General features: G+C 70.4%; 17 protein-coding genes, 2 pseudogenes and 1 riboswitch. Of the genes and pseudogenes, 13 read left to right on the top strand and 6 right to left on the bottom strand.

Going from position 1 to position 21,750, the window contains the following annotated elements:
* Window positions 1–18 precede the first annotated feature (18 nt).
* Window positions 19–1,689, bottom strand: coding sequence for a phosphoenolpyruvate--protein phosphotransferase (gene ptsP / locus MMA15_RS00825; RefSeq protein ID WP_241062900.1), 1,671 nt, complete (start codon window positions 1,687–1,689; stop codon window positions 19–21).
* Between the two features lie 88 nt (window positions 1,690–1,777).
* Window positions 1,778–2,227: a PTS sugar transporter subunit IIA gene (locus MMA15_RS00820; protein WP_241057012.1), complete on the bottom strand. Its 450-nt coding sequence runs from the start codon at window positions 2,225–2,227 to the stop codon at window positions 1,778–1,780.
* Between the two features lie 691 nt (window positions 2,228–2,918).
* Here MMA15_RS00820 and clsA point away from each other — a divergent pair.
* The 10 genes and pseudogenes from clsA (at window position 2,919) to MMA15_RS00775 (ending at window position 12,753) form a co-directional block, all read left to right on the top strand.
* Entirely contained in the window at window positions 2,919–3,527 is a 609-nt protein-coding gene (gene clsA / locus MMA15_RS00815) for a cardiolipin synthase ClsA (RefSeq protein ID WP_241057011.1), read from the top strand.
* Window positions 3,528–3,635: 108 nt separating this feature from the next.
* Window positions 3,636–6,131, top strand: coding sequence for a mannose-1-phosphate guanyltransferase (locus MMA15_RS00810; protein WP_241057010.1), 2,496 nt, complete (start codon window positions 3,636–3,638; stop codon window positions 6,129–6,131).
* Window positions 6,132–6,189: 58 nt separating this feature from the next.
* A complete protein-coding gene (locus tag MMA15_RS00805) occupies window positions 6,190–7,086 on the top strand; it encodes a DUF881 domain-containing protein (RefSeq protein ID WP_241057009.1) in 897 nt (298 codons plus the stop codon).
* Entirely contained in the window at window positions 7,087–7,419 is a 333-nt protein-coding gene (locus MMA15_RS00800; protein WP_028437366.1) for a small basic family protein, read from the top strand.
* A gap of 5 nt (window positions 7,420–7,424) precedes the next feature.
* Complete coding sequence (locus MMA15_RS00795) at window positions 7,425–8,537, top strand: DUF881 domain-containing protein (RefSeq protein WP_241057008.1); 1,113 nt, start codon at window positions 7,425–7,427, stop codon at window positions 8,535–8,537.
* 430 nt (window positions 8,538–8,967) lie between these two features.
* Window positions 8,968–9,501 (top strand): FHA domain-containing protein, encoded by a 534-nt coding sequence (locus tag MMA15_RS00790; protein WP_372498157.1) that lies wholly within the window; start codon window positions 8,968–8,970, stop codon window positions 9,499–9,501.
* A 356-nt stretch (window positions 9,502–9,857) separates the two neighbouring features.
* On the top strand, window positions 9,858–10,331 hold the full coding sequence (locus MMA15_RS00785) for a bifunctional nuclease family protein (RefSeq protein ID WP_028437364.1): 474 nt from the start codon (window positions 9,858–9,860) through the stop codon (window positions 10,329–10,331).
* 263 nt (window positions 10,332–10,594) lie between these two features.
* Window positions 10,595–10,804: pseudogene (locus MMA15_RS28400) on the top strand (MerR family transcriptional regulator); the annotation flags it as partial.
* A 9-nt stretch (window positions 10,805–10,813) separates the two neighbouring features.
* A complete protein-coding gene (locus MMA15_RS28395) occupies window positions 10,814–11,128 on the top strand; it encodes a hypothetical protein (RefSeq protein WP_372498156.1) in 315 nt (104 codons plus the stop codon).
* A gap of 47 nt (window positions 11,129–11,175) precedes the next feature.
* Window positions 11,176–12,753, top strand: coding sequence for a DNA polymerase IV (locus MMA15_RS00775; protein WP_241057006.1), 1,578 nt, complete (start codon window positions 11,176–11,178; stop codon window positions 12,751–12,753).
* Window positions 12,754–12,905: 152 nt separating this feature from the next.
* On the opposite strand, the pseudogene MMA15_RS28390 reads toward MMA15_RS00775, so the two are convergent.
* Window positions 12,906–13,046, bottom strand: a pseudogene (locus MMA15_RS28390) (PRC-barrel domain-containing protein); the annotation flags it as partial.
* Window positions 13,047–13,302: 256 nt separating this feature from the next.
* Window positions 13,303–13,398, top strand: a riboswitch (glycine riboswitch).
* A gap of 184 nt (window positions 13,399–13,582) precedes the next feature.
* Between MMA15_RS28390 and gcvP the strand changes: the two are divergent.
* Window positions 13,583–16,471 carry an aminomethyl-transferring glycine dehydrogenase gene (gcvP, locus tag MMA15_RS00765; RefSeq protein ID WP_241057005.1) on the top strand — a complete coding sequence of 963 codons (2,889 nt, stop codon included), beginning with the start codon at window positions 13,583–13,585 and terminating at the stop codon, window positions 16,469–16,471.
* Between the two features lie 85 nt (window positions 16,472–16,556).
* On the opposite strand, the gene MMA15_RS00760 is transcribed toward gcvP, so the two are convergent.
* Both MMA15_RS00760 and MMA15_RS00755 read right to left on the bottom strand, forming a co-directional pair.
* Window positions 16,557–16,763: a DUF5999 family protein gene (locus MMA15_RS00760; protein ID WP_028437360.1), complete on the bottom strand. Its 207-nt coding sequence runs from the start codon at window positions 16,761–16,763 to the stop codon at window positions 16,557–16,559.
* 267 nt (window positions 16,764–17,030) lie between these two features.
* Entirely contained in the window at window positions 17,031–17,639 is a 609-nt protein-coding gene (locus MMA15_RS00755; protein ID WP_241057003.1) for a hypothetical protein, read from the bottom strand.
* Between the two features lie 495 nt (window positions 17,640–18,134).
* Here MMA15_RS00755 and MMA15_RS00750 point away from each other — a divergent pair, with 495 nt between their 5' ends.
* Together MMA15_RS00750 and MMA15_RS00745 are read left to right on the top strand one after the other, a co-directional pair.
* On the top strand, window positions 18,135–19,631 hold the full coding sequence (locus MMA15_RS00750) for a glutamate-cysteine ligase family protein (RefSeq protein ID WP_241057002.1): 1,497 nt from the start codon (window positions 18,135–18,137) through the stop codon (window positions 19,629–19,631).
* A gap of 167 nt (window positions 19,632–19,798) precedes the next feature.
* Window positions 19,799–20,623 (top strand): CPBP family intramembrane glutamic endopeptidase, encoded by an 825-nt coding sequence (locus MMA15_RS00745; RefSeq protein WP_241057001.1) that lies wholly within the window; start codon window positions 19,799–19,801, stop codon window positions 20,621–20,623.
* Between the two features lie 102 nt (window positions 20,624–20,725).
* Here MMA15_RS00745 and MMA15_RS00740 read toward each other — a convergent pair whose 3' ends face one another.
* Window positions 20,726–21,580, bottom strand: a complete 855-nt coding sequence (locus MMA15_RS00740) for a PhzF family phenazine biosynthesis protein (protein ID WP_241057000.1) — start codon at window positions 21,578–21,580, stop codon at window positions 20,726–20,728.
* Window positions 21,581–21,750 lie beyond the last annotated feature (170 nt).

The raw sequence follows: 21,750 nt of genomic DNA, 5'->3' as shown, positions 1-21,750 counted from the left end.
CCGGCCCCGCGGCCCCGCTCACTCCCCGGAGAGCACGGCTTGAGCGGCGACATGCGCATCGTGAGCGCTGTCCGCCGCCCGGGCCGCCGAAGCCGCCCGCTCGCACTGCGCCAGCGTGTGCTTCGCCAGCGTCGCCCGTACGTACGGAATGGACGCGGCACCCATCGACAGGCTGGTCACCCCCAGCCCCGTCAGCACACAGGCGAGGAGCGGATCGGCCGCGGCCTCGCCGCAGACCCCGCAGCTCTTGCCCTCGGCCGACGCCGCCTCCGCCGCCAGCGCCACCAGGTCCAGCAACGCCGGCTGCCAGGGGTCCTGCAAGCGTGAGACGGCGCCCACCTGACGGTCCGCGGCGAAGGTGTACTGGGCGAGATCGTTCGTCCCCAGCGAGAGGAACTCCACCTCCTGAAGCACCGACCTGGCCCGCAGCGCGGCGGACGGCACCTCCACCATCGCGCCGCACTTCGCCTCCAGCCCGGCCGCCCGGCAGGCGTCGGCGAAGGCCCTGGCGTCGGCCCGGTCCGCGACCATCGGCGCCATGACCTCCAGATAGACCGGCAGCCCGTCCGCCGCCTTGGCCAGCGCCGTGAGCTGACCCTGAAGCACCTCGGGGTGGTCGAGGAGAGTACGCAGACCACGCACACCCAGCGCCGGATTGGGCTCGTCGCCGGGGGTGAGGAAGTCGAGCGGCTTGTCGGCCCCGGCGTCCAGCACCCGGACGACCACACGCCCCTCGGGGAACGCCTCCAGCACCTGCCGGTAGGCCGCGACTTGCTTCTCCTCCGAGGGCACCTTCGTGCTGTCGTCGAGAAAGAGGAACTCCGTGCGGAACAGACCCACGCCTTCAGCGCCCGCCTCCAGCGCGGCACTCACATCGGAAGGCCCGCCGACGTTCGCGAGCAGCGGCACCTTGTGACCGTCGGACGTCGCCCCCGGGCCCTTCGCCGCGTCCAGCGCGGCCTTGCGATCCTGTGCCTCACGTACCAGAGCGGCCTGCTCGTCCTCGGTGGGCGAGATCCCTACGGTGCCTGTGCTGCCGTCGACCGCGACCACCGTGCCCTCCGCCACGTCGCAGGCACCGGCCAGCGCCACCACCGCGGGCACCCCCAACGCACGGGCCAGAATGGCGCTGTGACTGGTCGGACCGCCCTCCTCCGTCACGAAGCCGAGCACGAGCGCGGGGTCCAGCAGCGCCGTGTCCGCGGGCGCGAGATCGCGTGCGATGAGCACGAACGGCCGGTCGCTGTCCGGCACCCCCGGCATGGGCACGCCCATCAGCCGCGCGACGATGCGGTTCCGCACATCGTCCAGGTCCGCGACCCGCCCCGCGAGATAGTCTCCGGCGCCGGCGAGCAGCGCACGGTAGGCGGCGAACGCGTCGTAGACGGCCCTCGCCGCCGTGCTGCCGACCGCGATCCGCCGCTCGACGTCGGCCAGCAGCTCGGGGTCCTGAGCCATCATGGCCTGCGCCTCCAGCACGGCCTGCGCCTCACCGCCCGCGAGATTGCCCCGCGCCATCAGGTCGTTGGCCACGTCCTCGACGGAACGCCGCGCCCGCTGCTGCTCCCTGGGCGCCTCGGTCTCCGGGATCTGGCCCGCGGGCGGTTCGACGACGGCCGTTCCCATGTGCCGGACCTCGCCGACCGCTACGCCGTGGCTTACGCCGACACCTCGAAGGGTCGTGTCCATCTCACTCATCTCCGGTTGGTGCGGTGAGCCCGGCCACCGCTGGATTGCACGGGTACCAGGACGCTCTGCGCGGGAGCCGCCGTGGGCGTCACTTCCACTTGAAGAGCGTCGTACCGGTATCGACCGCGCCCTCCTCGACGACGGCGGCCAGCGAGTCGGCGGCGGCCTCGAGCGCGATCACGGGGGAGACGGGCGACTTCCCGGCCTGTTCGATGACGGCGGGGTTCCAGCGCACGAGCGGCTGACCGCGTGTCACCGTGTCGCCCTTGGCGACGAGCAGTTCGAAGCCTTCGCCGTTGAGCTGCACCGTGTCGATGCCCAGATGGGTCAGCAGCCCCTTTCCGTCCGCGTCGACGACGACGAAGGCGTGCGGATGCAGCGAGACGACGATCCCGTCGACGGGGGCCACGGCCTCGATCGGTTCCCGTACCGGGTCCACGGCGGTGCCGGGGCCCACCATCGCGGAGGAGAAGACGGGGTCCGGCACCGACGAAAGTCCGACGGCGACTCCGGCCAGAGGGGACGTGACGGTGGTCATGGTGCCTCCCGATCAGGGAACGGAACGTCCGCCGTCTCCGGTCTGTCCTCGACGGCGCGTTGAGAAGCGTAAGTCATCGAAACAGCCCGCTCAGTGCCAGCGTAAGGGTGTGGCGTACGCCTGCGGCCGCTCTTACGGGCCGCTTCCGTGAGGGCGTACGGGCCGTCCCGGTCTGTGCCGAGGGAAATCGGCTCTATGCGTTTCCGCGGTCGGCGCCGTCCACAACAAGGCCCGGCCGCCGGCTACTCGGGCCGGGGGTCGATTTCCGGTCCCCGAGTCCGGATCCGCCGGATTGTTTCGAACCGGAACGGAAGACGAGAACACCGCTCGAAAGCGGCGGCGACTGCGGCGTAAGAATGCGCCGGAAGAAGCAGGCGCGGAATTCTCCGTCTCCGGACGGCGGCATGTTCCGGTAATCCTGGCCGGAACCAAACCCCTCCGGCATTCGACCCGGGGCAAGAACAAGGAACGGTCCTGAACCGACCGACAATACCGCACGACGAAGTAGCCCGCAGAGCCGGGTCGTCGTTCAACTCGCAACCGCAGAAGCGGAGTTGAGGCGCGGAGAGCAGGCCGCCGCACAGCCCTCGCGTGACCGGCCCCGACCCGTAAGGGCCCCTGTACGCGGGCGACACGGCTGCCGGTAGGGTCTGGGTGCATCGTCGGTTCGAGTGTCATCAGGAGGCTCCCGGTGGAGGTCCAGGACGCGAAGTCCGAGGAGGGCCGGGTCTTCACCATCCCGAACATCCTCAGCATGGCCCGCCTGGTCGGCGTGCCCGTCTTCCTGTGGCTGATCCTGTGGCCGGTCTTCGGCGGCCCGAACAGCGACGGGTGGGCCCTGCTGATCCTCGCGCTCAGCGGCATCAGCGACTACCTGGACGGAAAGCTCGCCCGCCGCTGGAACCAGGTGAGCAACCTGGGACGCATCCTCGACCCCGCCGCCGACCGGCTGTACATCCTCTCCACCCTGCTGGGCCTCACCTGGCGCGAGATCCTCCCGCTGTGGCTCACCGCCACGCTGCTGTCCCGCGAGCTTCTGCTGCTGGTGATGGTGTGGCTGCTGGACCGCAACGGCTATGCGCCTCCCCAGGTGAACTTCCTTGGAAAAGCCGCGACGTTCAACTTGATGTACGCGTTTCCGCTGCTGCTTCTCAGCGACGGCGGCGGCTGGATCGCATCGCTCGCGGCCGTTTTCGGATGGGCCTTCGCCGGCTGGGGAACGGCGCTCTACTGGTGGGCGGGGATCCTCTACGTTGTCCAGGTGCGCCGACTCATCAACTCCGGAACGGCGGCGGCTTGAAGTTTTTCCCGGACTGCGGCGGCTGGTTCGCACCGGGTGAATGTGTGGCCGTTCCCTGATCGGGGAAGTCGGTATGACCGTCATCTTACCGAGGAGGACGCTGCCGATATGAAGGCCGTCGTAATGGCCGGAGGCGAAGGCACCCGCCTTCGCCCCATGACCGCGAGCATGCCCAAGCCGCTTCTGCCCGTGGCCAATCGCCCCATCATGGAGCACGTACTGCGGTTGCTGAAGCGCCACGGGCTCACCGAGACCGTAGTGACCGTGCAATTCCTCGCCTCCCTCGTCAGGAATTACTTCGGCGACGGCGAAGAACTGGGCATGGAGCTGAGCTACGCCCGGGAGGAGAAGCCCCTCGGCACCGCGGGCAGCGTCAAGAATGCGGAAGAGGCCCTCAAGGACGACTCCTTCCTCGTCATCTCTGGGGACGCCCTCACCGACTTCGACCTGACGGAGCTGATCGACTACCACAAGCGGCAGGGCGCTCTCGTCACCGTCTGCCTGACGCGCGTGCCCAACCCCCTCGAGTTCGGCATCACGATCATCGACGACGACGGCAAGGTCGAACGCTTCCTGGAGAAGCCGACCTGGGGCCAGGTCTTCTCCGACACCGTCAACACCGGCATCTACGTCATGGAGCCCGAGGTCTTCGACTACGTCGAACCGGACGTCTCCGTCGACTGGTCCGGCGACGTCTTCCCGCAGCTCATGAAGGAAGGCAAGCCCATCTACGGCTTCGTCGCCGAGGGTTACTGGGAGGACGTGGGCACACACGAGAGCTATGTGAAGGCCCAGGCCGACGTACTCGAAGGCAAGGTCGAGGTCGAGATCGACGGCTTCGAGATCTCCCCGGGAGTCTGGGTCGCCGAGGGCGCCGAGGTGCACCCCGACGCCGAGCTGCGCGGCCCCCTCTACATCGGGGACTACGCCAAGGTCGAAGCGGGCGCCGAACTGCGCGAGCACTCCGTCATCGGCTCCAACGTCGTCGTCAAGAGCGGCGCGTTCCTCCACCGCGCCGTCGTCGACCAGAACGTCTACATCGGGCCGCAGGCCAACCTGCGAGGCTGCGTCGTCGGCAAGAACACCGACATCATGCGCGCCGCCCGCATCGAGGACGGCGCCGTCATCGGGGACGAATGCCTCATCGGCGAGGAGTCGATCGTCCAGGGCAACGTCCGTGTCTACCCCTTCAAGACCGTGGAGGCAGGCGCCTTCGTCAACACGTCCGTCATCTGGGAGTCGAGAGGACAGGCCCATCTGTTCGGCGCCCGGGGCGTCTCCGGGATCGTCAACGTCGAGATCACGCCGGAACTCGCCGTGCGGCTCGCAGGCGCCTACGCCACCACCCTCAAGAAGGGCTCCACGGTCACCACCGCACGCGACCACTCCCGCGGCGCCCGCGCCCTGAAGCGCGCCATGATCTCCGCGCTCCAGACCTCCGCGATCGACGTACGCGACCTGGAGAACGTGCCGCTGCCCGTGGCCCGCCAGCAGACCGCCCGCGGCAGCGCCGGCGGCATCATGATCCGTACGACCCCCGGCGTCCCCGACAACGTCGACATCATGTTCTTCGACGAGCGCGGCGCCGACCTCTCACAGGCCGCGCAGCGCAAGCTCGACCGGGTCTTCGCGCGGCAGGAGTACCGGCGGGCCTTCCCCGGCGAGATCGGCGACCTGCGCTTCCCCTCCAGCGTCTACGACTCCTACACGGGCTCGCTGCTGCGCTCCGTCGACACCACCGGAGTCGAGGAATCCGGCCTCAAGGTCGTCGTGGACGCCTCCAACGGCAGCGCCGGACTGGTCCTCCCGAGCCTCCTGGGACGGCTCGGCGTGGACTCGCTGACCATCAACCCCGGTCTCGACGAGTCCCGTCCCACCGAGACGGCCGACGAACGCCGCTCCGGCCTCGTCCGGCTCGGTGAGATCGTCGCCTCCGCGCGTGCCGCCTTCGGCGTCCGCTTCGACCCGGTCGGCGACCGTATCTCCCTCGTGGACGAGCGCGGGCGGATCATCGAGGACGACAGGGCACTGCTGGTGATGCTCGACCTGATCGCCGCCGAGCGGCGCAGCGGCAAGGTCGCGCTTCCGGTGACCACGACCCGTATCGCCGAACAGGTCGCGGCGTACCACGGCACACAGGTCGAGTGGACGACGACGTCGCCCGACGACCTCACCCGGGTCGGCCGCGACGAGACGACCGTCTTCGGCGGCGACGGCCGTGGCGGCTATGTGGTCCCCGAGTTCAGCTCCGTATTCGACGGATCGGCGGCCTTCGTGCGCCTCATCGGACTCGTGGCACGCGCGCAGTTGACCCTCAGCCAGATCGACGCCCGCATCCCCAGGGCGCATGTGCTCAAGCGCGACCTCGCCACCCCGTGGGCCGTGAAGGGCCTGGTGATGCGGACCGTCGTCGAGGCCGCGGGCGACCGCTCCGTCGACACCACGGACGGCATCCGCATCGTCGAGTCCGACGGCCGCTGGGTGATGGTGCTGCCGGACCCGGCAGAGGCGGTCACGCACCTGTGGGCGGAAGGGCCCGACGAGGCGTCCGCACAGGCGCTGTTGGACGAATGGTCCGCGGTGGTCGACAGCGCCGGGCGCTGACGCCGGGAGGGGCGGGCCCGTTCGGTGGCAGTGACCTTGCCGTGCGACGATGTGCGTCATGTCGCAGCAGCACCCTGAACGGAGTACCGCGTCGCGGGCTGCGCCGCCCGATGCGTCCATGTCGCTGCTGAACGACGCGATGTACCACAGCCTCGACGACGGGTACGCGCAGGCCGCCGCCCGCCGTGGGGCCGAGGGCCGGTCCGGCATGCCGCGCACGGTACGCGCCAAGCTGTGGCTCGGTGCCGGACTGGTCCTCGCCGCTCTGGTGGTCACCCTCGGCGCCGCGCAGGCCCGCGTCTCGGCGCCCGAACTGGCCAAGGAGCGGCAGGAGTTGATCGCCCGGATCGACGACGGCGACAGCCGCGCCGACTCCCTCCAGCACAGCGTCGACAAACTGCGCAAGGACGTGGAGGCCCGCCAGCGCAAGGCGCTTGAGAAGCACGGCGGCGGCGAGGCGGAGGTCGCGGGGCTGCTCTCCGGCGCCCTTCCCGTGCACGGTCCCGGCATCAGGCTCGTCGTCGACGACGCCAAGGACACCCAGGACAGCGACTCCGGCGGCCCCCGGCAGAGCAGCGGATTCTCCGACAACGGCCGGGTACGGGACCGGGATCTCCAGCGTGTGGTCAACGGCCTGTGGGAGTCCGGCGCCGAGGCCGTGTCCGTCAACGGCCAGCGCCTGACGTCTCTTTCGGCGATCCGCGCCGCGGGCGACGCGATACTCGTGGACAACAAGCCGCTCGTGCCTCCGTACACCCTGCTCGCGGTGGGGCCGGGGAAGAAGCTGAGCACGACGTTCCAGGACAGTGCCGACGGGCAGTACTTGCAGGTGCTGCAAGAGAACTACGGTGTGCGCACCAGCATCAGCACTCAGGACGAGGTGCGGCTGCCGGCCGCGCCGAGCCTGATCGTCCGGACGGCAAAGCCGGCGCAGACAGGAGAGGGCAGCAGATAAGTGATCGCCGTACTGGGCCTCATCGTGGGGGTGGTGGCCGGACTCGTCGTCCGGCCCGTCGTCCCGACGATCGTCGAGCCTTACCTTCCGATCGCCGTCGTCGCGGCGCTGGACGCGGTCTTCGGCGGGCTGCGGGCCATGCTCGACGGAATCTTCGACGACAAGGTCTTCGTCGTCTCGTTCCTGTCGAACGTCGTGGTCGCGGCGCTGATCGTCTTCCTCGGCGACAAGCTCGGGGTCGGGGCCCAACTCTCCACCGGCGTCGTCGTGGTGCTCGGCATCCGCATCTTCTCCAACGCGGCGGCGATCCGCCGTCATGTGTTCCGGGCGTGAGGCCGATGAGCGACCAGGACGGCGGCAAGCGGCCCGGCGGCGAGCGCCCCGGGGGCAGGCACCCCGGTGAACTGCCGCCCGAGGAGCGTGCGGACAAGCCCGTACGGGGCGGCGATTCCGTAGGGAAGGGAGGGCCGGACGACGGGGAGACCACGTCCGGCGGCGGCGAGACCCCGGAGTCCCGTACCGGCAGGGCCTCCGACTCCGGCCGTACGCAGGGGAGTTCACGGGAACCGGCCGGTGCTTCGCGCCGTGAGGAACAGCGCTCAGAGCAGCCGGAGAAGGCGTCTGCCGGGAACGAGGCCCACGGTTCCCACGAGGCCCGCACGGACTCGCACGGAAGCAGGGACACGAGCCGGGAGCCGTCCGCCGCTCCCGGCGAGGGCGGCGGGTCGGAACGCACCGGCCGTCAGCGCCTCGCTGCCGCCGTCTGGCCGCCCCGCGTCACCCGGGCCCAACTCATCGTCGCCCTGCTGCTGTTCGTACTCGGCCTCGGCCTGGCGATCCAGGTGCGCTCCACGAGCGAGAACAGTTCGCTGCGCGGCGCGCGCCAGGAGGACCTGGTGCGCATCCTCGACGAACTCGACGACCGCACCAAGCGCTTGGAGGACGAGAAGCAGAGCCTCGAAGGCCAGCGCACCGAGTTGGAGAACAGCTCGGACCAGGCGGAGGAGGCCCGCAGGCAGACCCGCCAGAAGGCGCGCCAACTCGGCGTGCTCGCGGGCACGGTGGGCGCCCAGGGCCCCGGCATCGAACTGACCGTGACCGACCCCGGCAAGTCCGTCGAGGCCGACATGCTCCTCGACGCCGTACAGGAGCTGCGTGCCGCGGGAGCCGAGGCCATCGAGGTCAACAACGTACGCGTCGTGGCCAGCACGTACTTCTCGGACAGCTCGGGCGGAGTGCGCGTGGACGGCCACAAGATCAGTCCGCCGTACCGCTTCGAAGTGATCGGCAAGCCCAAGGACTTGGAACCGGCGCTGAACATCCCCGGCGGGGTCGTCCAGACACTGCGCAAGGAACAGGCCGACGCCTCGGTCAAGCCCTCCGAGAGGATCGTCGTGGACGCCTTGCGCTCTTCGAAGCGGCCTGATTACGCTCGGTCATCTGCCCGGTGAGGTCACGGCGGAGTCTTGCGGGGGGTCGGCGGACCCGGTGACCATCGCGTGAGGGAAACTGTCCGTAGGCCATGAACGTTGTTTGGGCGTAGTAGCGGCGGAGTGAGAGCATCGAGGGTCTGTCCTGCCCCACGGGCGGGTCTGTTTCATGCGAGGGGAATCGCCCGTGAGTTTTTTTGCAAGGTTGTTCGGCAAGGGCCGCGAGGACCACGGCGGCGGCGCCGCGCGGCGCCGGACCTCACGGCAGCACGACGCCGTGTCGGGCCCCGAGGGGGAGGACGCCGGACGGCCGCTGTTCCGTGATGAGGTCGCCGGTTCCGGCGGCGATGGCCATGCGGGTGGTCACGGAGGGGTTTCTGTTGACCCCGCGGCATCGGGCCGCATAGGTTCCGGTGCACCATCAACCTCGAGTACAGGTGGAGGATCTGCCGTGCCGGTGTGTAGCAGGTGCGGGACCCAGGTCGCCGAGGCGAGCCGGTTCTGTTCCAACTGCGGGGCACCGCTGCGGGGCGCGGGCCCCGCGGGCGAAGGTTCCTCCGAGACGACCTCCACGATCTCGATCTCCGGTATCGAGGCATACGAGGCGGAGGCGACGGGCCAGCAGACCCCGCCGCTGTCCCCCGAGGCGCAGGCCGCGGTCGACGCCCTCCCGCTGGGCAGCGCTTTGATGGTGGTCCGCCGGGGGCCCAACTCCGGCAGCCGTTTCCTGCTCGACGGGGACCTGACCACCGCGGGCCGCCACCCCGAGAGCGACATCTTCCTCGACGACGTGACGGTCTCGCGCCGCCATGTCGAGTTCCGCCGCGGCCCGGACGGGGTCTTCACCGTCTCCGACGTCGGCAGCCTCAACGGCACCTACGTCAACCGGGAGCGCATCGAGGCGGGTGTTCCGCTGTCGAACGGTGACGAGGTGCAGATCGGCAAGTTCCGGCTGGTCTTCTTCGCCAGCAAGCGCGCGGTCTGACGCTCCGGCCACCGGAAGCGACGCCCACACCGCCCGGCGGTGCCGCAGGCATCACCGGGCGGTGACGATTGTCCGGGCACCGGAGCCGTGCCGGGTGCGCCTCGTAGAGACGTCTTCGCGATCTTCGAGAGTTTTCCGAGATCGTTTTCTTCCCTGATCCGCTCTCCGAAGGCGGCGTAAATCACAGATGCGGGCCCGCTTCTCCGAGCCTTCCGGACGGCATACGTACAGGCAGCACTGTGTGCAGGGCCGCTGCGCGGGAGCAGTCGGGGCGACGCCGGGTGAGTAGGTTCATACGACAGCTCAGGGCGGGTCCCGACTACCCAAACAGGCGGGGCACGGCCTAGGGTTGCTGTGTGAACGAGCTCGACGTTGTGGGTGTCCGGGTCGAAATGCCCTCCAACCAACCGATCGTGCTGCTGCGTGAAGTGGGTGGCGACCGGTACCTCCCCATCTGGATCGGCCCCGGGGAGGCGACTGCGATCGCCTTCGCGCAGCAGGGCATGACGCCTGCGCGCCCGCTCACCCATGATCTCTTCAAGGACGTGCTGGAGGCCGTGGGGCAGGAGCTGACAGCCGTCCGCATCACCGATCTCCGCGAGGGCGTCTTCTACGCCGAGCTGGTTTTCGCCAGCGGGGTGGAAGTCAGCGCCCGCCCGTCCGACGCCATCGCGCTCGCTCTGCGCACCGGCACGCCGATCTACGGCAGCGAGGGTGTGCTCGACGACGCTGGGATCGCGATTCCGGACGAGCAGGAGGACGAGGTGGAGAAGTTCCGCGAGTTCCTCGACCAGATCTCGCCCGAGGACTTCGGCACCAGCAGTCAGTGACTCTCGGCCGCGGGCGACCCGCCCCGCGGCAGCGCAGCGGCCACGTGTTCCCCACGCCCGGTTACGGCAAACCACACCTTGGGGCAATATCACCCGGCGTGCCCAAGTGTGGCGATCGTTGACGCACCACGGGTGACTGCCTACCTTCGGTGAGGCAGGTTCCGGGGTGTGCCCCGGAATGTGGAGGACGGAGGTCGGCGTGAGAGGTACCGGCGACGGTATGGCAGCGGGCGACTCCCCTCCACAGGGGGCCGGCGGGGCCGCTGCACGCGGAGGAGGCACCGGGCACTCCGGATACGCCTTCCGACCAGGTCGGATACCGAGGCCCCACCGCCTGCTCGGCCGCCGGGATCACCTACCGCCAGCTCGACTACTGGGCCCGTACCGGGCTGGTCGAGCCGAGCATCCGGCCCGCCTACGGATCGGGCAGCCAGCGGCTCTACAGCTTCCGCGACATCGTCGTCCTCAAGATCGTCAAGCGGTTGCTGGACACCGGCGTCTCGTTGCAGAACATCCGCACCGCCGTACAGCATCTGCGCTCCTTCGGGCCCGGCGACCTCGCGCAGATGACGTTGATGAGCGACGGCGCGACGGTCTACGAGTGCTCGTCTCCCGACGAGGTCGTCGGCCTGCTGCAAGGCGGCCAGGGCGTCTTCGGGATCGCCGTCGGCGTGGTGTGGAAGGACGTCGAGGGCGCGCTGTCGCAGTTGCACGGCGAGCATGTCGACACGGGCGAGACCATCGTCGGCGATCACCCCGGGGACGAGCTGGCACGGCGGCGCAACCGCGCCGGCTGAGCGCGGCCGGCTGCCACTGTCAGAGCCATGGGGCAGCATCGACGAGTGTGAGAAGCGTTCCGACGATCCTGCATCTGGACATGGACGCCTTCTTCGCTGCCGTGGAGCAGGCCGCGAAGCCCAGCCTCCGCGGGAAGCCGGTCATCGTGGGGGGCCTGGGTCCGCGCGGGGTCGTCTCCACGGCGTCGTACGAGGCGCGGATCTTCGGCGTGCACTCGGCCATGCCCATGGGGCAGGCCCGTCGGCTGTGCCCCAACGCCGCGTATCTCGCGCCGCGCTTCAGCCTCTACCGCGACGTCAGCGAGGCCGTGATGGAGATCCTCGGCGGGCTGTCGCCGCTCGTCGAGCCGCTCAGTCTCGATGAGGCGTTCGTCGATCTGGAGGCCGGTGACGCGCTCACGGAGGGCTCGTCGTCCCAGGCAGCACGTGCCGTGGGGGAGCGGCTGCGGAAGACGATCCAGGAGACGACGGGCCTCAGCGGCTCCGTGGGGCTGGCCGGTTCCAAGATGCTCGCCAAGATCGCGTCGGAGGAGGCCAAGCCGGACGGGCTGATCGTCATCGAGCCGGGCACGGAGCGGGACCTGCTGTCGCCGATGTCCGTACGGACGCTGCCGGGCGTGGGCCCCGCCACGGCGGAGGTGCTGCGCCGGGCCGGGATCACCACCGTCGGGGAGACGGTGGAGGCGGGGGAGGACGAGTTGCTCAGGCTGCTCGGCAGAGCGCACGGCACTTCGCTGTACGCGATGGCCAACGGCTGGGACGACCGGCCGGTGATCGCGGAACGTGATGCGAAGTCCGTGTCCGTGGAGGACACCTTCGACGTGGATCTCACCGACCGGGCGCTCGTGCAGGCACATGTCGCGAGGCTCGCCGACCGCTGTGTGGAGCGCCTGCGGGCGGCGGGCAGATCGGGCCGCACCGTCGTGATCAAGGTGCGCAGCTACGACTTCTCGACGCTGACGCGTTCGGAGACGCTGCGCGGTCCCACAGACGACGCGGGCGTGGTGCGGGAGGCCGCCGCCAGGCTGCTCGACACCGTGGACACCACCGCGGGGGTGCGGCTGCTGGGCGTCGGTGTCAGCGGGCTGGCCGACTTCACGCAGGAGGATCTCTTCGCACAGGCACAGGCCGAGGAACAGCAGCGGGCGCACGAACACCAGCGGGCGGACGCGGAGTCCGCCGACGGGACAGGGCCCGGCGGCGGCGCCACGGGGGACGGGCACGCGGAGGAGGGCGAACCGGTCCCGGCCGACCGGCGCTGGATTCCTGGCCGCGATGTGCACCATCCGGATCACGGCTACGGCTGGGTGCAGGGCAGCGGCCTGGGCAGGGTCACCGTCCGTTTCGAGACTCCGGGATCACCGCCGGGCCGGGTCCGTACGTACGGGGTGGACGATCCAGCGCTCGAACCGGCGGGGCCGCAGCCGCTCGCGGCGATGGCGCGGCAAGAACGTGCGGGCCCGTTGGGCCGGACGGGGGAGCCGTCTCAGCTCTCGGACCCCGCTATCCGTCCGAAGTCCCGTTCGGACGCGGACGAAGACGACGGCGAAGCAGAGGTCGGGGGAGCGGCCGGGGGCGAGGACGGTGCCGACGCCTCCGCGGGCGGCGGCACCTCCAGCCCGTAGTGCAGATAGAGCTGGAGCTCCTGGCGGGGGGAGAGATGCCTGCCGACGCCGAGTACCGGGGTGCTGCGTACGAGGGCCCGCTCGAAGGGGACCCGGAGAGTGCCGCCGACGAGTTCGCTCGGCTCCAGCGGGACGAGGGCCTCACGCCGGAAGAGGCCCGTGCGGACGGCGGCCCACTCGGGCTCGCCGGTCGCGTCGTCGAGGTAGACCTCGCCTACGGTCCCGATCTTGCAGCCGGTGCTGTCGAAGGCTCTGCGCCCGATCAGGCTCCGGGGGTCGATGTCGTGCTGCACGGTCCCTCCAAGCAGTCGTACCGGGGCACCGGGTGCGTCGGGGGACGAGGCCGGCCCTGGCTCTGTGATCTCTGGCGAACCCCTCCCTCGGCCTTGCCGTACTGCCGCGCAACGGACGTGCTGCGGGGGCGCCGAGGACGCCGGGAGCCGGTCGTACAGCCGTATTACCACCCAAAGGCAGATTTGAGCGGTTGGCCACCCGAGTGCACCTCCAGCTCCCGCTCAAGGGAGCGCTGGTAGGCTCGTAGACGGCCGTCGACCCCGAGCGGGAGAGTCCTCCGGCAGCAGCCGGAGGCGCCGAAGGAGCAACTCCTCCCCGGAATCTCTCAGGCTCACGTACCGCGCGGGTGAGGTCACTCTGGAAAGCAGGGCGGGCCGAGCAGTGCCTGGGCTCCTCCTCACCGACGGTGAAAGCCGGGTTCCCGCTCAGCCGGAGCGGGCCGGTGAAACTCTCAGGTTGAGATGACAGAGGGGGAGGCCGTCCGGGCACCAGCGCCGTGGTGCCGTAGGTCAATGCGACCAGGAGGCCCCCGCAGATGACTGCCAACCGCATCCCTCTCGCCGATCTGGAACGCGGAACTCCTTTCGAGCGCCGCCACATCGGCCCCGACGCCGGGGCCCAGGCCAAGATGCTCGCCCAGGTCGGATACGGCTCCCTCGACGAGCTGACCGCGGCCGCGGTCCCCGACGTGATCAAGAGCCAGGACGCCCTGGATCTCCCTCCCGCCCGCACCGAGGCCGAGGTCGTCGCGGAGCTGCGGGAGCTCGCCGCCCGTAACCAGGTGCTGCCGTCGATGATCGGGCTCGGCTACTACGGCACCCACACGCCGTCGGTCGTGCTGCGCAACATCATGGAGAACCCGGCCTGGTACACGGCGTACACGCCCTACCAGCCGGAGATCTCCCAGGGCCGACTGGAGGCGCTGCTCAACTTCCAGACGATGGTGGCCGATCTGACGGGCCTGCCGACCTCCGGGGCGTCGCTGCTGGACGAGCCGACGGCGGCGGCCGAGGCGATGGCGCTCTCCCGCCGCGTGGGCAAGGTCAAGCAGGGCGTCTTCCTCGTCGACGCCGACTGCCTTCCGCAGACCGTCGCCGTGATCCGTACGCGTGCCGAGCCGACCGGGGTCGAGGTCGTCGTCGCGGACCTCGGCGACGGCATTCCGGCCGACGTCGCCGAGCGCGGCGTCTTCGGCATGCTGCTCCAGTACCCCGGGGCTTCCGGCGCCGTGCGGGACTACCGGGCGGTCATCGAGCAGGCGCACGGACTGGGCGCGATCGTCACGGTCGCCGCCGACCTGCTCGCCCTCACGCTGCTCGCCTCACCGGGATCGCTCGGCGCGGACATCGCCGTCGGCTCCGCGCAGCGCTTCGGCGTGCCCATGGGCTTCGGCGGGCCGCACGCCGGATACATGTCGGTGCGAGACAAGTACGCGCGCAACCTGCCCGGACGACTCGTCGGAGTCTCCAAGGACGCCGACGGCGACCAGGCGTACCGGCTCGCGTTGCAGACCCGTGAGCAGCACATCCGCCGGGAGAAGGCCACCAGCAACATCTGCACCGCCCAGGTGCTGCTCGCCGTGATGTCCGGGATGTACGCCGTGCACCACGGACCGGAGGGCCTCGCCCAGATCGCCCGGCGTACCCACCGCTACGCCACGCTGCTCGCCGAGGGGCTGCGCGCCGGCGGCGTCGAGATCGTGCACGGCAGCTACTTCGACACCGTCACGGCACGGGTGCCGGGGCGCGCGGCCGAGATCGTCGCCCGCGCACGCGAGGCGGGTGTGAACCTGCGGGAGACGGACGCCGACCATGTCGGCCTGTCCTGCGACGAGACCACGACGCGGGCCCAACTCGACGCCGCATGGCAGGCGTTCGGCGTCCAGGCCGACATCGGCGAGCTGGACGCCCGTACGACGGACGACGCGCTGCCCCAGGAACTGCTCCGCGAAGACGACTACCTGACCCACCCCGTCTTCCACGAGTACCGCTCCGAGACGGCGATGCTGCGCTATCTGCGCAGGCTCGCCGACCGGGACTACGCCCTCGACCGAGGCATGATCCCGCTCGGGTCGTGCACCATGAAGCTGAACGCCGCCACCGAGATGGAGGCCGTCACCTGGCCGGAGTTCGCCGGGCTGCACCCCTTCGCGCCGGTCGACCAGGCCGAGGGCTACCTCGCGCTGATCCGTCAACTCGAGGACCAGCTCGCGGAGATCACCGGCTACGACAAGGTGTCGCTACAGCCCAACGCCGGTTCCCAGGGCGAGCTGGCGGGGCTGCTGGCCGTACGCGCCTACCACCGTTCACGCGGCGACGACCAGCGCACCGTCTGCCTGATCCCGTCCTCGGCGCACGGGACGAACGCCGCCAGCGCCGTGATGGCGGGCATGCGCGTCGTGGTCGTGAAGACCAGCGAGGACGGCGACGTCGACACCGACGACCTGCGCGCGAAGATCGAGCAGTACGGCGACGAACTGTCCGTGCTCATGGTCACCTACCCCTCCACGCACGGCGTCTTCGAGGAGCACATCACCGACATCTGCGCGGCGGTGCACGACGCGGGCGGCCAGGTCTACGTGGACGGCGCGAACCTCAACGCGCTGATGGGCCTCGCGAAGCCCGGCCGGTTCGGGGCCGACGTCTCCCATCTCAACCTGCACAAGACCTTCTGCATCCCGCACGGCGGCGGCGGGCCGGGCGTCGGTCCCATCGGCGTGCGCGAGCACCTCGCGCCGCATCTGCCCAACCACCCGCTCCAGCCCGCCGCGGGCCCGGCCGGCGGCATCGGCCCCGTGTCAGGGGCGCCCTGGGGTTCCGCCGGGATCCTGCCGATCTCCTGGGCGTACGTACGGCTGATGGGAGCCGAGGGGCTGCGCCGTGCCACGCAGGTCGCCGTGCTCGGGGCGAACTACATCGCCAGGCGCCTGGAGCCGCACTACCCGGTGCTCTACACCGGGCCCCGCGGGCTCGTGGCGCACGAATGCATCATCGACGTAAGGCAGTTGACGAAGCAGACCGGCGTGAGCATCGACGACGTCGCCAAGCGCCTGATCGACTACGGCTTCCACGCGCCGACCATGTCGTTCCCCGTACCGGGGACGCTGATGACCGAGCCCACCGAGAGCGAGGACCTGGCCGAACTCGACCGCTTCTGCGAGGCGATGATCGAGATTCGCGGAGAGATCGAGAAGGTCGGCTCTGGAGAGTGGCCCGCCGAGGACAATCCGCTGCGCAACGCGCCGCACACCGCGGCGCAGTTGAGCCGCGACTGGGACCACCCCTACGGCCGGGAGGAGGCGGCCTTCCCCGCTGGGGTTCACGCCTCGGACAAGTACTGGCCGCCGGTGCGGCGGATCGACGGCGCCTACGGCGACCGCAATCTGGTGTGCTCCTGCCCGCCGCTGGAGGAGTACGACGGCTGAGGCGTGAGCGCGGCGTGAGAGCCGCGTACTTCAGGGCCGGTTCGGTGAATCACCGGGCCGGCCCTGGCAGTTCGCCGTCGCCCTGTCAGGCGGCGGTGGCGATGTTACGGCTGTCGAGAGGACGGTGCGGGTCGATGATCTTGCCGTCGGGCAGGAGTTCGCCCGTGTCCTCGAAGAGCAGAACACCGTTGCACAGCAGGCTCCAGCCCTGCTCCGGGAAGTGGGCCACGGGGTGCGCGGCCTCCCGGTCGGCGGACTCGGCTGTCGGGCAAGGTGGCTGGTGCTGGCACATTGTCGCTGTCGTCTTCCGTTGTGTCGTGATGTCGCTGCGGCTCGGCACGGTGTGCATGGCCGCCCCCCGTTCTGTCCGTCCCAGTGTTCCCCCCGCGGAGGAGATTCCGCAGGGATTTCGTGTCACCGCTCCTTAACCAGGACAGACGCGTCACTCTTGTGAGTGGTTGCCGCCAACTCAGCCGCATTCGCCGGTGTTTCGGCGTACTCCGGTCAAGGGGAGCCCGCGCGGACCACCGTCAGGGGTGCGTACCGTACCGCAGGACGCTCACGCCCCGCTTCTCAGCAGCGGGGCCGCCGGAACCGAACCGCCGGTCAGCAGCGGCAGCAGCGCCTCCGCACGGTGCGGCACATGAGCGGCGATCCCCGGAGGGGCGGGCGAGAGGGGGATCAGCAGGTCCCCGGGGCGCGGGCTGCCCTCGGTGCTGTCCGCCGCGGTGTCCCCGTGCAGCCACAGGGTGAGCATGTAGAGCCTGGGCACCGACAGCAGACGCGGCTGATGCAGTCCGGGCAGCGACTCGGCCTGGCGCAGGGCCCGTTGGGACGCGGGGACGAAGGGGCCTCCGCAGAAGTACGCGAACGCCCAGCCGTCGGAGGTCAGCAGGGTCTCCGCGGCGCCTACGGCCGCGGCACCGGCGGGGGCGTCCGCCTCCCGCAGAAGGAAGCGCCATGCCGTGAGACGCGTGGACGAGGCCGCGCCGTGCGGCCCGAGGGCGGTCAACTCATGAACGGGCAGCGGGAGTTCGATCTCCAGCGATGGTCGCGTGCCGTCAGCGGCGAGGGCCCTGCGTCCCCCTGGCGCGGAAGAAGAGGAGCGCAGGGCCGCGAGCACGCTGCGCGCCGCGGGAGCGGGGGCGGAGGGGAGGTGCAGCGGCATGATGGATCGCCACCTCTCACTGGAGAGACACATGGTGCTCTGGGCGCGCGGACGGCACTGTCTGCGTGTGAAGGCCGCGGAAGAGCGGCGGGGAGCGTCGACTGCGGGCACAGGACGGTCCGGTGATACCGCGTCTCAGCCTGTGCAGGAGTTTATACGAAGGGTGCTACATCACCATTTCGGCTAATGCACCGCGGTTGTTAACGCAAGGCGGTATCCGGCCGGGATCGTCACCGCTCGAGCTGTTGCTCCGGGAGGCGTGCCCCTTCCGCCTCGGCTGACTCCCGTCATGGGGTCGGCCGAATTCCGTCTGCGTTTCCCACAAGGACAGTGCGCCTGGTCTTGGACGCTGCCGCATGCCGCTGGAACGTGCCGTCAGGCGTCGGGTGATTGGTTACCGGCACCCGGGTACGGGCAGGTCGTGGAGGCGTTATCCGAGAGTTCGACGGGCATCATGGCTGACACCACGCGGCCGTATCGAGGAGGGACACCCCGATGGGTGAGAAGGTCGTCTCCGACGGGTTCGACCTGTCCGCTCGGCATCGGTACAGGCGGAAACTGAAGGAGTGCCTTGAGGCGTTCGGAGTGCTCCTGGAAGAGGGGCGGTTCGAGCGTCCGCGCAATCTCATGGGTCTGGAGATCGAGCTGAATCTCGCGGACGCCGACGGAATGCCCCGCATGATGAACACCGAGGTGCTGAGGCGCATCGGAAGCCGCGACTTCCAGACCGAACTCGGGCAGTTCAACCTCGAAGTCAACATCGTGCCGCACCGCCTGGCCGGAAGGGTCTTCGACCAGCTCGCGGAGGAGCTGCGCACCGGCCTGGGATACGCCGACCGGCAGGCCCGTGAGGAAGGCGCCGGCATCGTGATGATCGGCATTCTTCCCACGCTCACCGACGAGGACCTCGTCTCCTCCAACCTCACCGAGGTCGACCGTTACACCCTGCTCAACGACCAGATCATGGCCTCCCGCGGCGAGGAGGTCGTCCTCGACATCGAAGGCGTCGAGCGGCTGACCCGTAACTCCGCGTCGATCGCGCCCGAGGCCGCGTGCACCTCGGTGCAGCTCCATCTCCAGGTCACGCCGGAACGGTTCGCCGACGTGTGGAACGCCTCGCAGGCCGTCTCCGCCGTGCAGATCGCGATGGGCGCCAACTCCCCCTTCCTCTTCGGGCGTGAGCTGTGGCGGGAGTCGCGCGTACCGCTGTTCCTTCAGGCGACCGACACCCGCCCCGCAGAGCTGAGGGCCCAGGGCGTACGGCCGCGCACCTGGTTCGGGGAACGGTGGATCGGCTCGGCCCACGACCTGTTCGAGGAGAACCTTCGCTACTACCCGTCGCTGCTGCCGATCTGCGACGACGAGGACCCGCACAGCGTGCTGAGGGCGGGCGGCACCCCCGGCCTGCCCGAACTGGTGCTGCACAACGGCACCGTCTACCGCTGGAACAGACCGGTCTACGCGGTCTCCGGCGGGGTGCCCCATCTGCGGGTGGAGAACCGGGTGCTGCCCGCGGGCCCCACCGTCGCCGACGTGCTCGCCAACACCGCCCTCTACTACGGACTGGTGCGCAGCCTGGCCGACGAGCCGCGCCCGGTCTGGTCGCGGCTGCCCTTCGCGGCGGCGTCCGCGAACTTCGACGCCGCGTGCCGGTACGGAATCGAGGCCGAGCTGACCTGGCCGCGCCCGGGACGGCCCGGCGGCCTGGCGAAGGTGCCCGCGGTGCGGCTCGTACAGGAGGAGCTGCTGCCCATGGCGGCCGCCGGGCTGGAGGCGTGGGGCGTGGAGCGCGGCGACCGGGAGCGCTGTCTGCGCGTCATCGAGGAGCGCTGCCGGCGCCGGGTCAACGGGGCGTCGTGGCAGGCCACGTCCTACCACCGTGCCGTGGACTCCGGGCTCGACCGGGAGAAGGCGCTCGCGGCGGTGACCCGGCGCTACTGCGAACTCGCGCGCACCGGGGAGCCGGTGCACACCTGGCCGCTGGGGGCGTGACGGCCGGTTGCGGGGCGGCGGCCTGGCGGGTGACGGCCCTGGTGCTCCGTAGCCGTACGCCCTAGCCGTACGCCGGAGTCGTACGTACCCCGCTTCGCACGGGCCCGCACCGTCCGGCAAGCTATGGACGTCCCCGCCTGTCGCGGACCGGTGTACTGGAGGCATGTGTGCAGTCGCAAGCGAGCGACCCCGCTCGGTCCCCGGCGCATGGGGAGTTGCTGCCGGAGCGCACGCTGCGGCGGGAGACGCTGCTGGTGCTGGCCCTTTCACTCGGTGCCAGCGCCGTCTCGGCGCTGATCAGCTTCATCGGGTCGCTGACCGCCTCGGGCGCCCTGGCCGACCAGGCGGCGCGGCTGAACACCTCGCGCGCTCCGGACCGGCCGTGGCTGGACCTGGCCTGGCAGCTCTTCGGGATCGCCACGGCACTGGTGCCCGTAGCGCTCGTGGCGCATCTGCTGACGCGCGAGGGCTCGGCACTGCGCGACGGGCTCGGCGGGCTGCGTACGGTCGGCTTCGACCGGGGCAGGCCCGCGTTCGACCTGGGGCGGGGTGCGCTGCTCGCCGCGGCCATCGGCGGTAGCGGGCTGGCGCTGTACCTGGTGGCGCTGAAGGCCGGATTCAACCTGACCGTCGTGCCCGAGTCGCTGCCGCACGTGTGGTGGCGGATCCCGGTGCTGATCGCCTCCGCGGTGCAGAACGCCGTGCTGGAGGAAGTGATCGTCGTCGGCTATCTGCTGCGCAGGCTGGGGCAGTTGAACTGGTCGCCGTGGGCGGCGCTGGCGGCGAGCGCGGCGCTGCGCGGCTCGTACCACCTCTACCAGGGCATCGGCGGGCTGCTGGGGAACATGGCGATGGGCGTGATCTTCGTGGTGCTCTACCGTCGCTGGGGGCGCGTCGGGCCGCTGGTCGTGGCGCATGCGCTGATCGACGTCGTGGCCTTCACCGGCTACGCGCTCTTCGCGGGCAAGGTGGACTGGCTGCCCACGCCCTGACGCTGGCCCGCTGCCGCTGCCGCTGCCTCGACCCCGGCCCCCGGTCACTGCCTCGGTCACTGCCCCGGCCCCGGCCCCGGCTTTCGCCGGAGGCGCGGCGGGTCACCATCCGGCACGAAGCCGCGCGTCGAGGACCGTGACCGCGCCGCCGGTCAGTTCGGTGCGTTCGCCGCGAAGGGTCGTACGTACCAGGCCCGTACGCGCGGAGCACTGCATTCCCGTCAGCGAGTCACGGCCGAGGCGCCCCGACCACAACGGTGCGAGCGCCGTGTGTGCGCTGCCGGTGACCGGGTCCTCGGGGATGCCGACGGAGGGCGCGAACATCCGGGAGACGTAGTCGTATTCGCGGTCGCGGGCATCGCGGTCGGCGTCCCCGGACGCATCGTCGGCGAGCGCGGTGACGATGACGCCCCGGTGCGGCAGACGGCCGACGGCGCCGCTGTCCGGCGTCAGTGCGCGCAGGGTCTCCTCGTCGGCGACCTCGACGAGGAGATCGCCGAGCGGTCCGGTGTCGTGCACGGAGACCGGTTCGGCGCCGAGAGCCGCAGCCAGTCCCGGCGGTGCCGCGACCGGCGCCAGCGGAGCCGTGGGGAAGTCCAGGGTGATCGCACCGTCGTGAGCGGTGTCGGCACTGAGCACGCCGCTGCGGGTACGGAAGCGCACGGTTCCGTCGACAAGGCCGTCCGCGCGGAGGATGTGGGCGGTGGCCAGCGTCGCGTGGCCGCACAGATCCACCTCGGCGGCGGGCGTGAACCAGCGCAGCGCCCAGTCGGCCTCCGCGTCCCCGGTCAGCGGGTGTGCGAAGGCGGTCTCGGAGAGGTTCATCTCGTTGGCGACCCTCTGAAGGCGCTCGTCGGCGGGGAATCCGCCGGAGTCGTCCCCGGTCAGCAGCACGACGGCCGCCGGGTTGCCGCAGTAGGGCCGGTCGGTGAAGGCGTCGACGGTACGAATCCTCATGGACCGGGACGGTAGAGGACCGCGGCCGCCCCGGCGACGGCCAATGCGGCGCGGGTGGACCGGTCCCTGGGCCGGTGCGGGGCCGGGGCTCGGACCGGTACGTAAGAGGGCCTCAAAGACGGGCGTTGCCATAAGAGCATCGCCGATATATCGTTGAGCCATCACGACAA

It is taken from the genome of Streptomyces marispadix, from assembly GCF_022524345.1.
Lineage (GTDB): Bacteria > Actinomycetota > Actinomycetes > Streptomycetales > Streptomycetaceae > Streptomyces > Streptomyces marispadix.
Note: the sequence above shows the minus strand (reverse complement) of the source record. Positions and strands in the feature narration are given on the sequence as shown.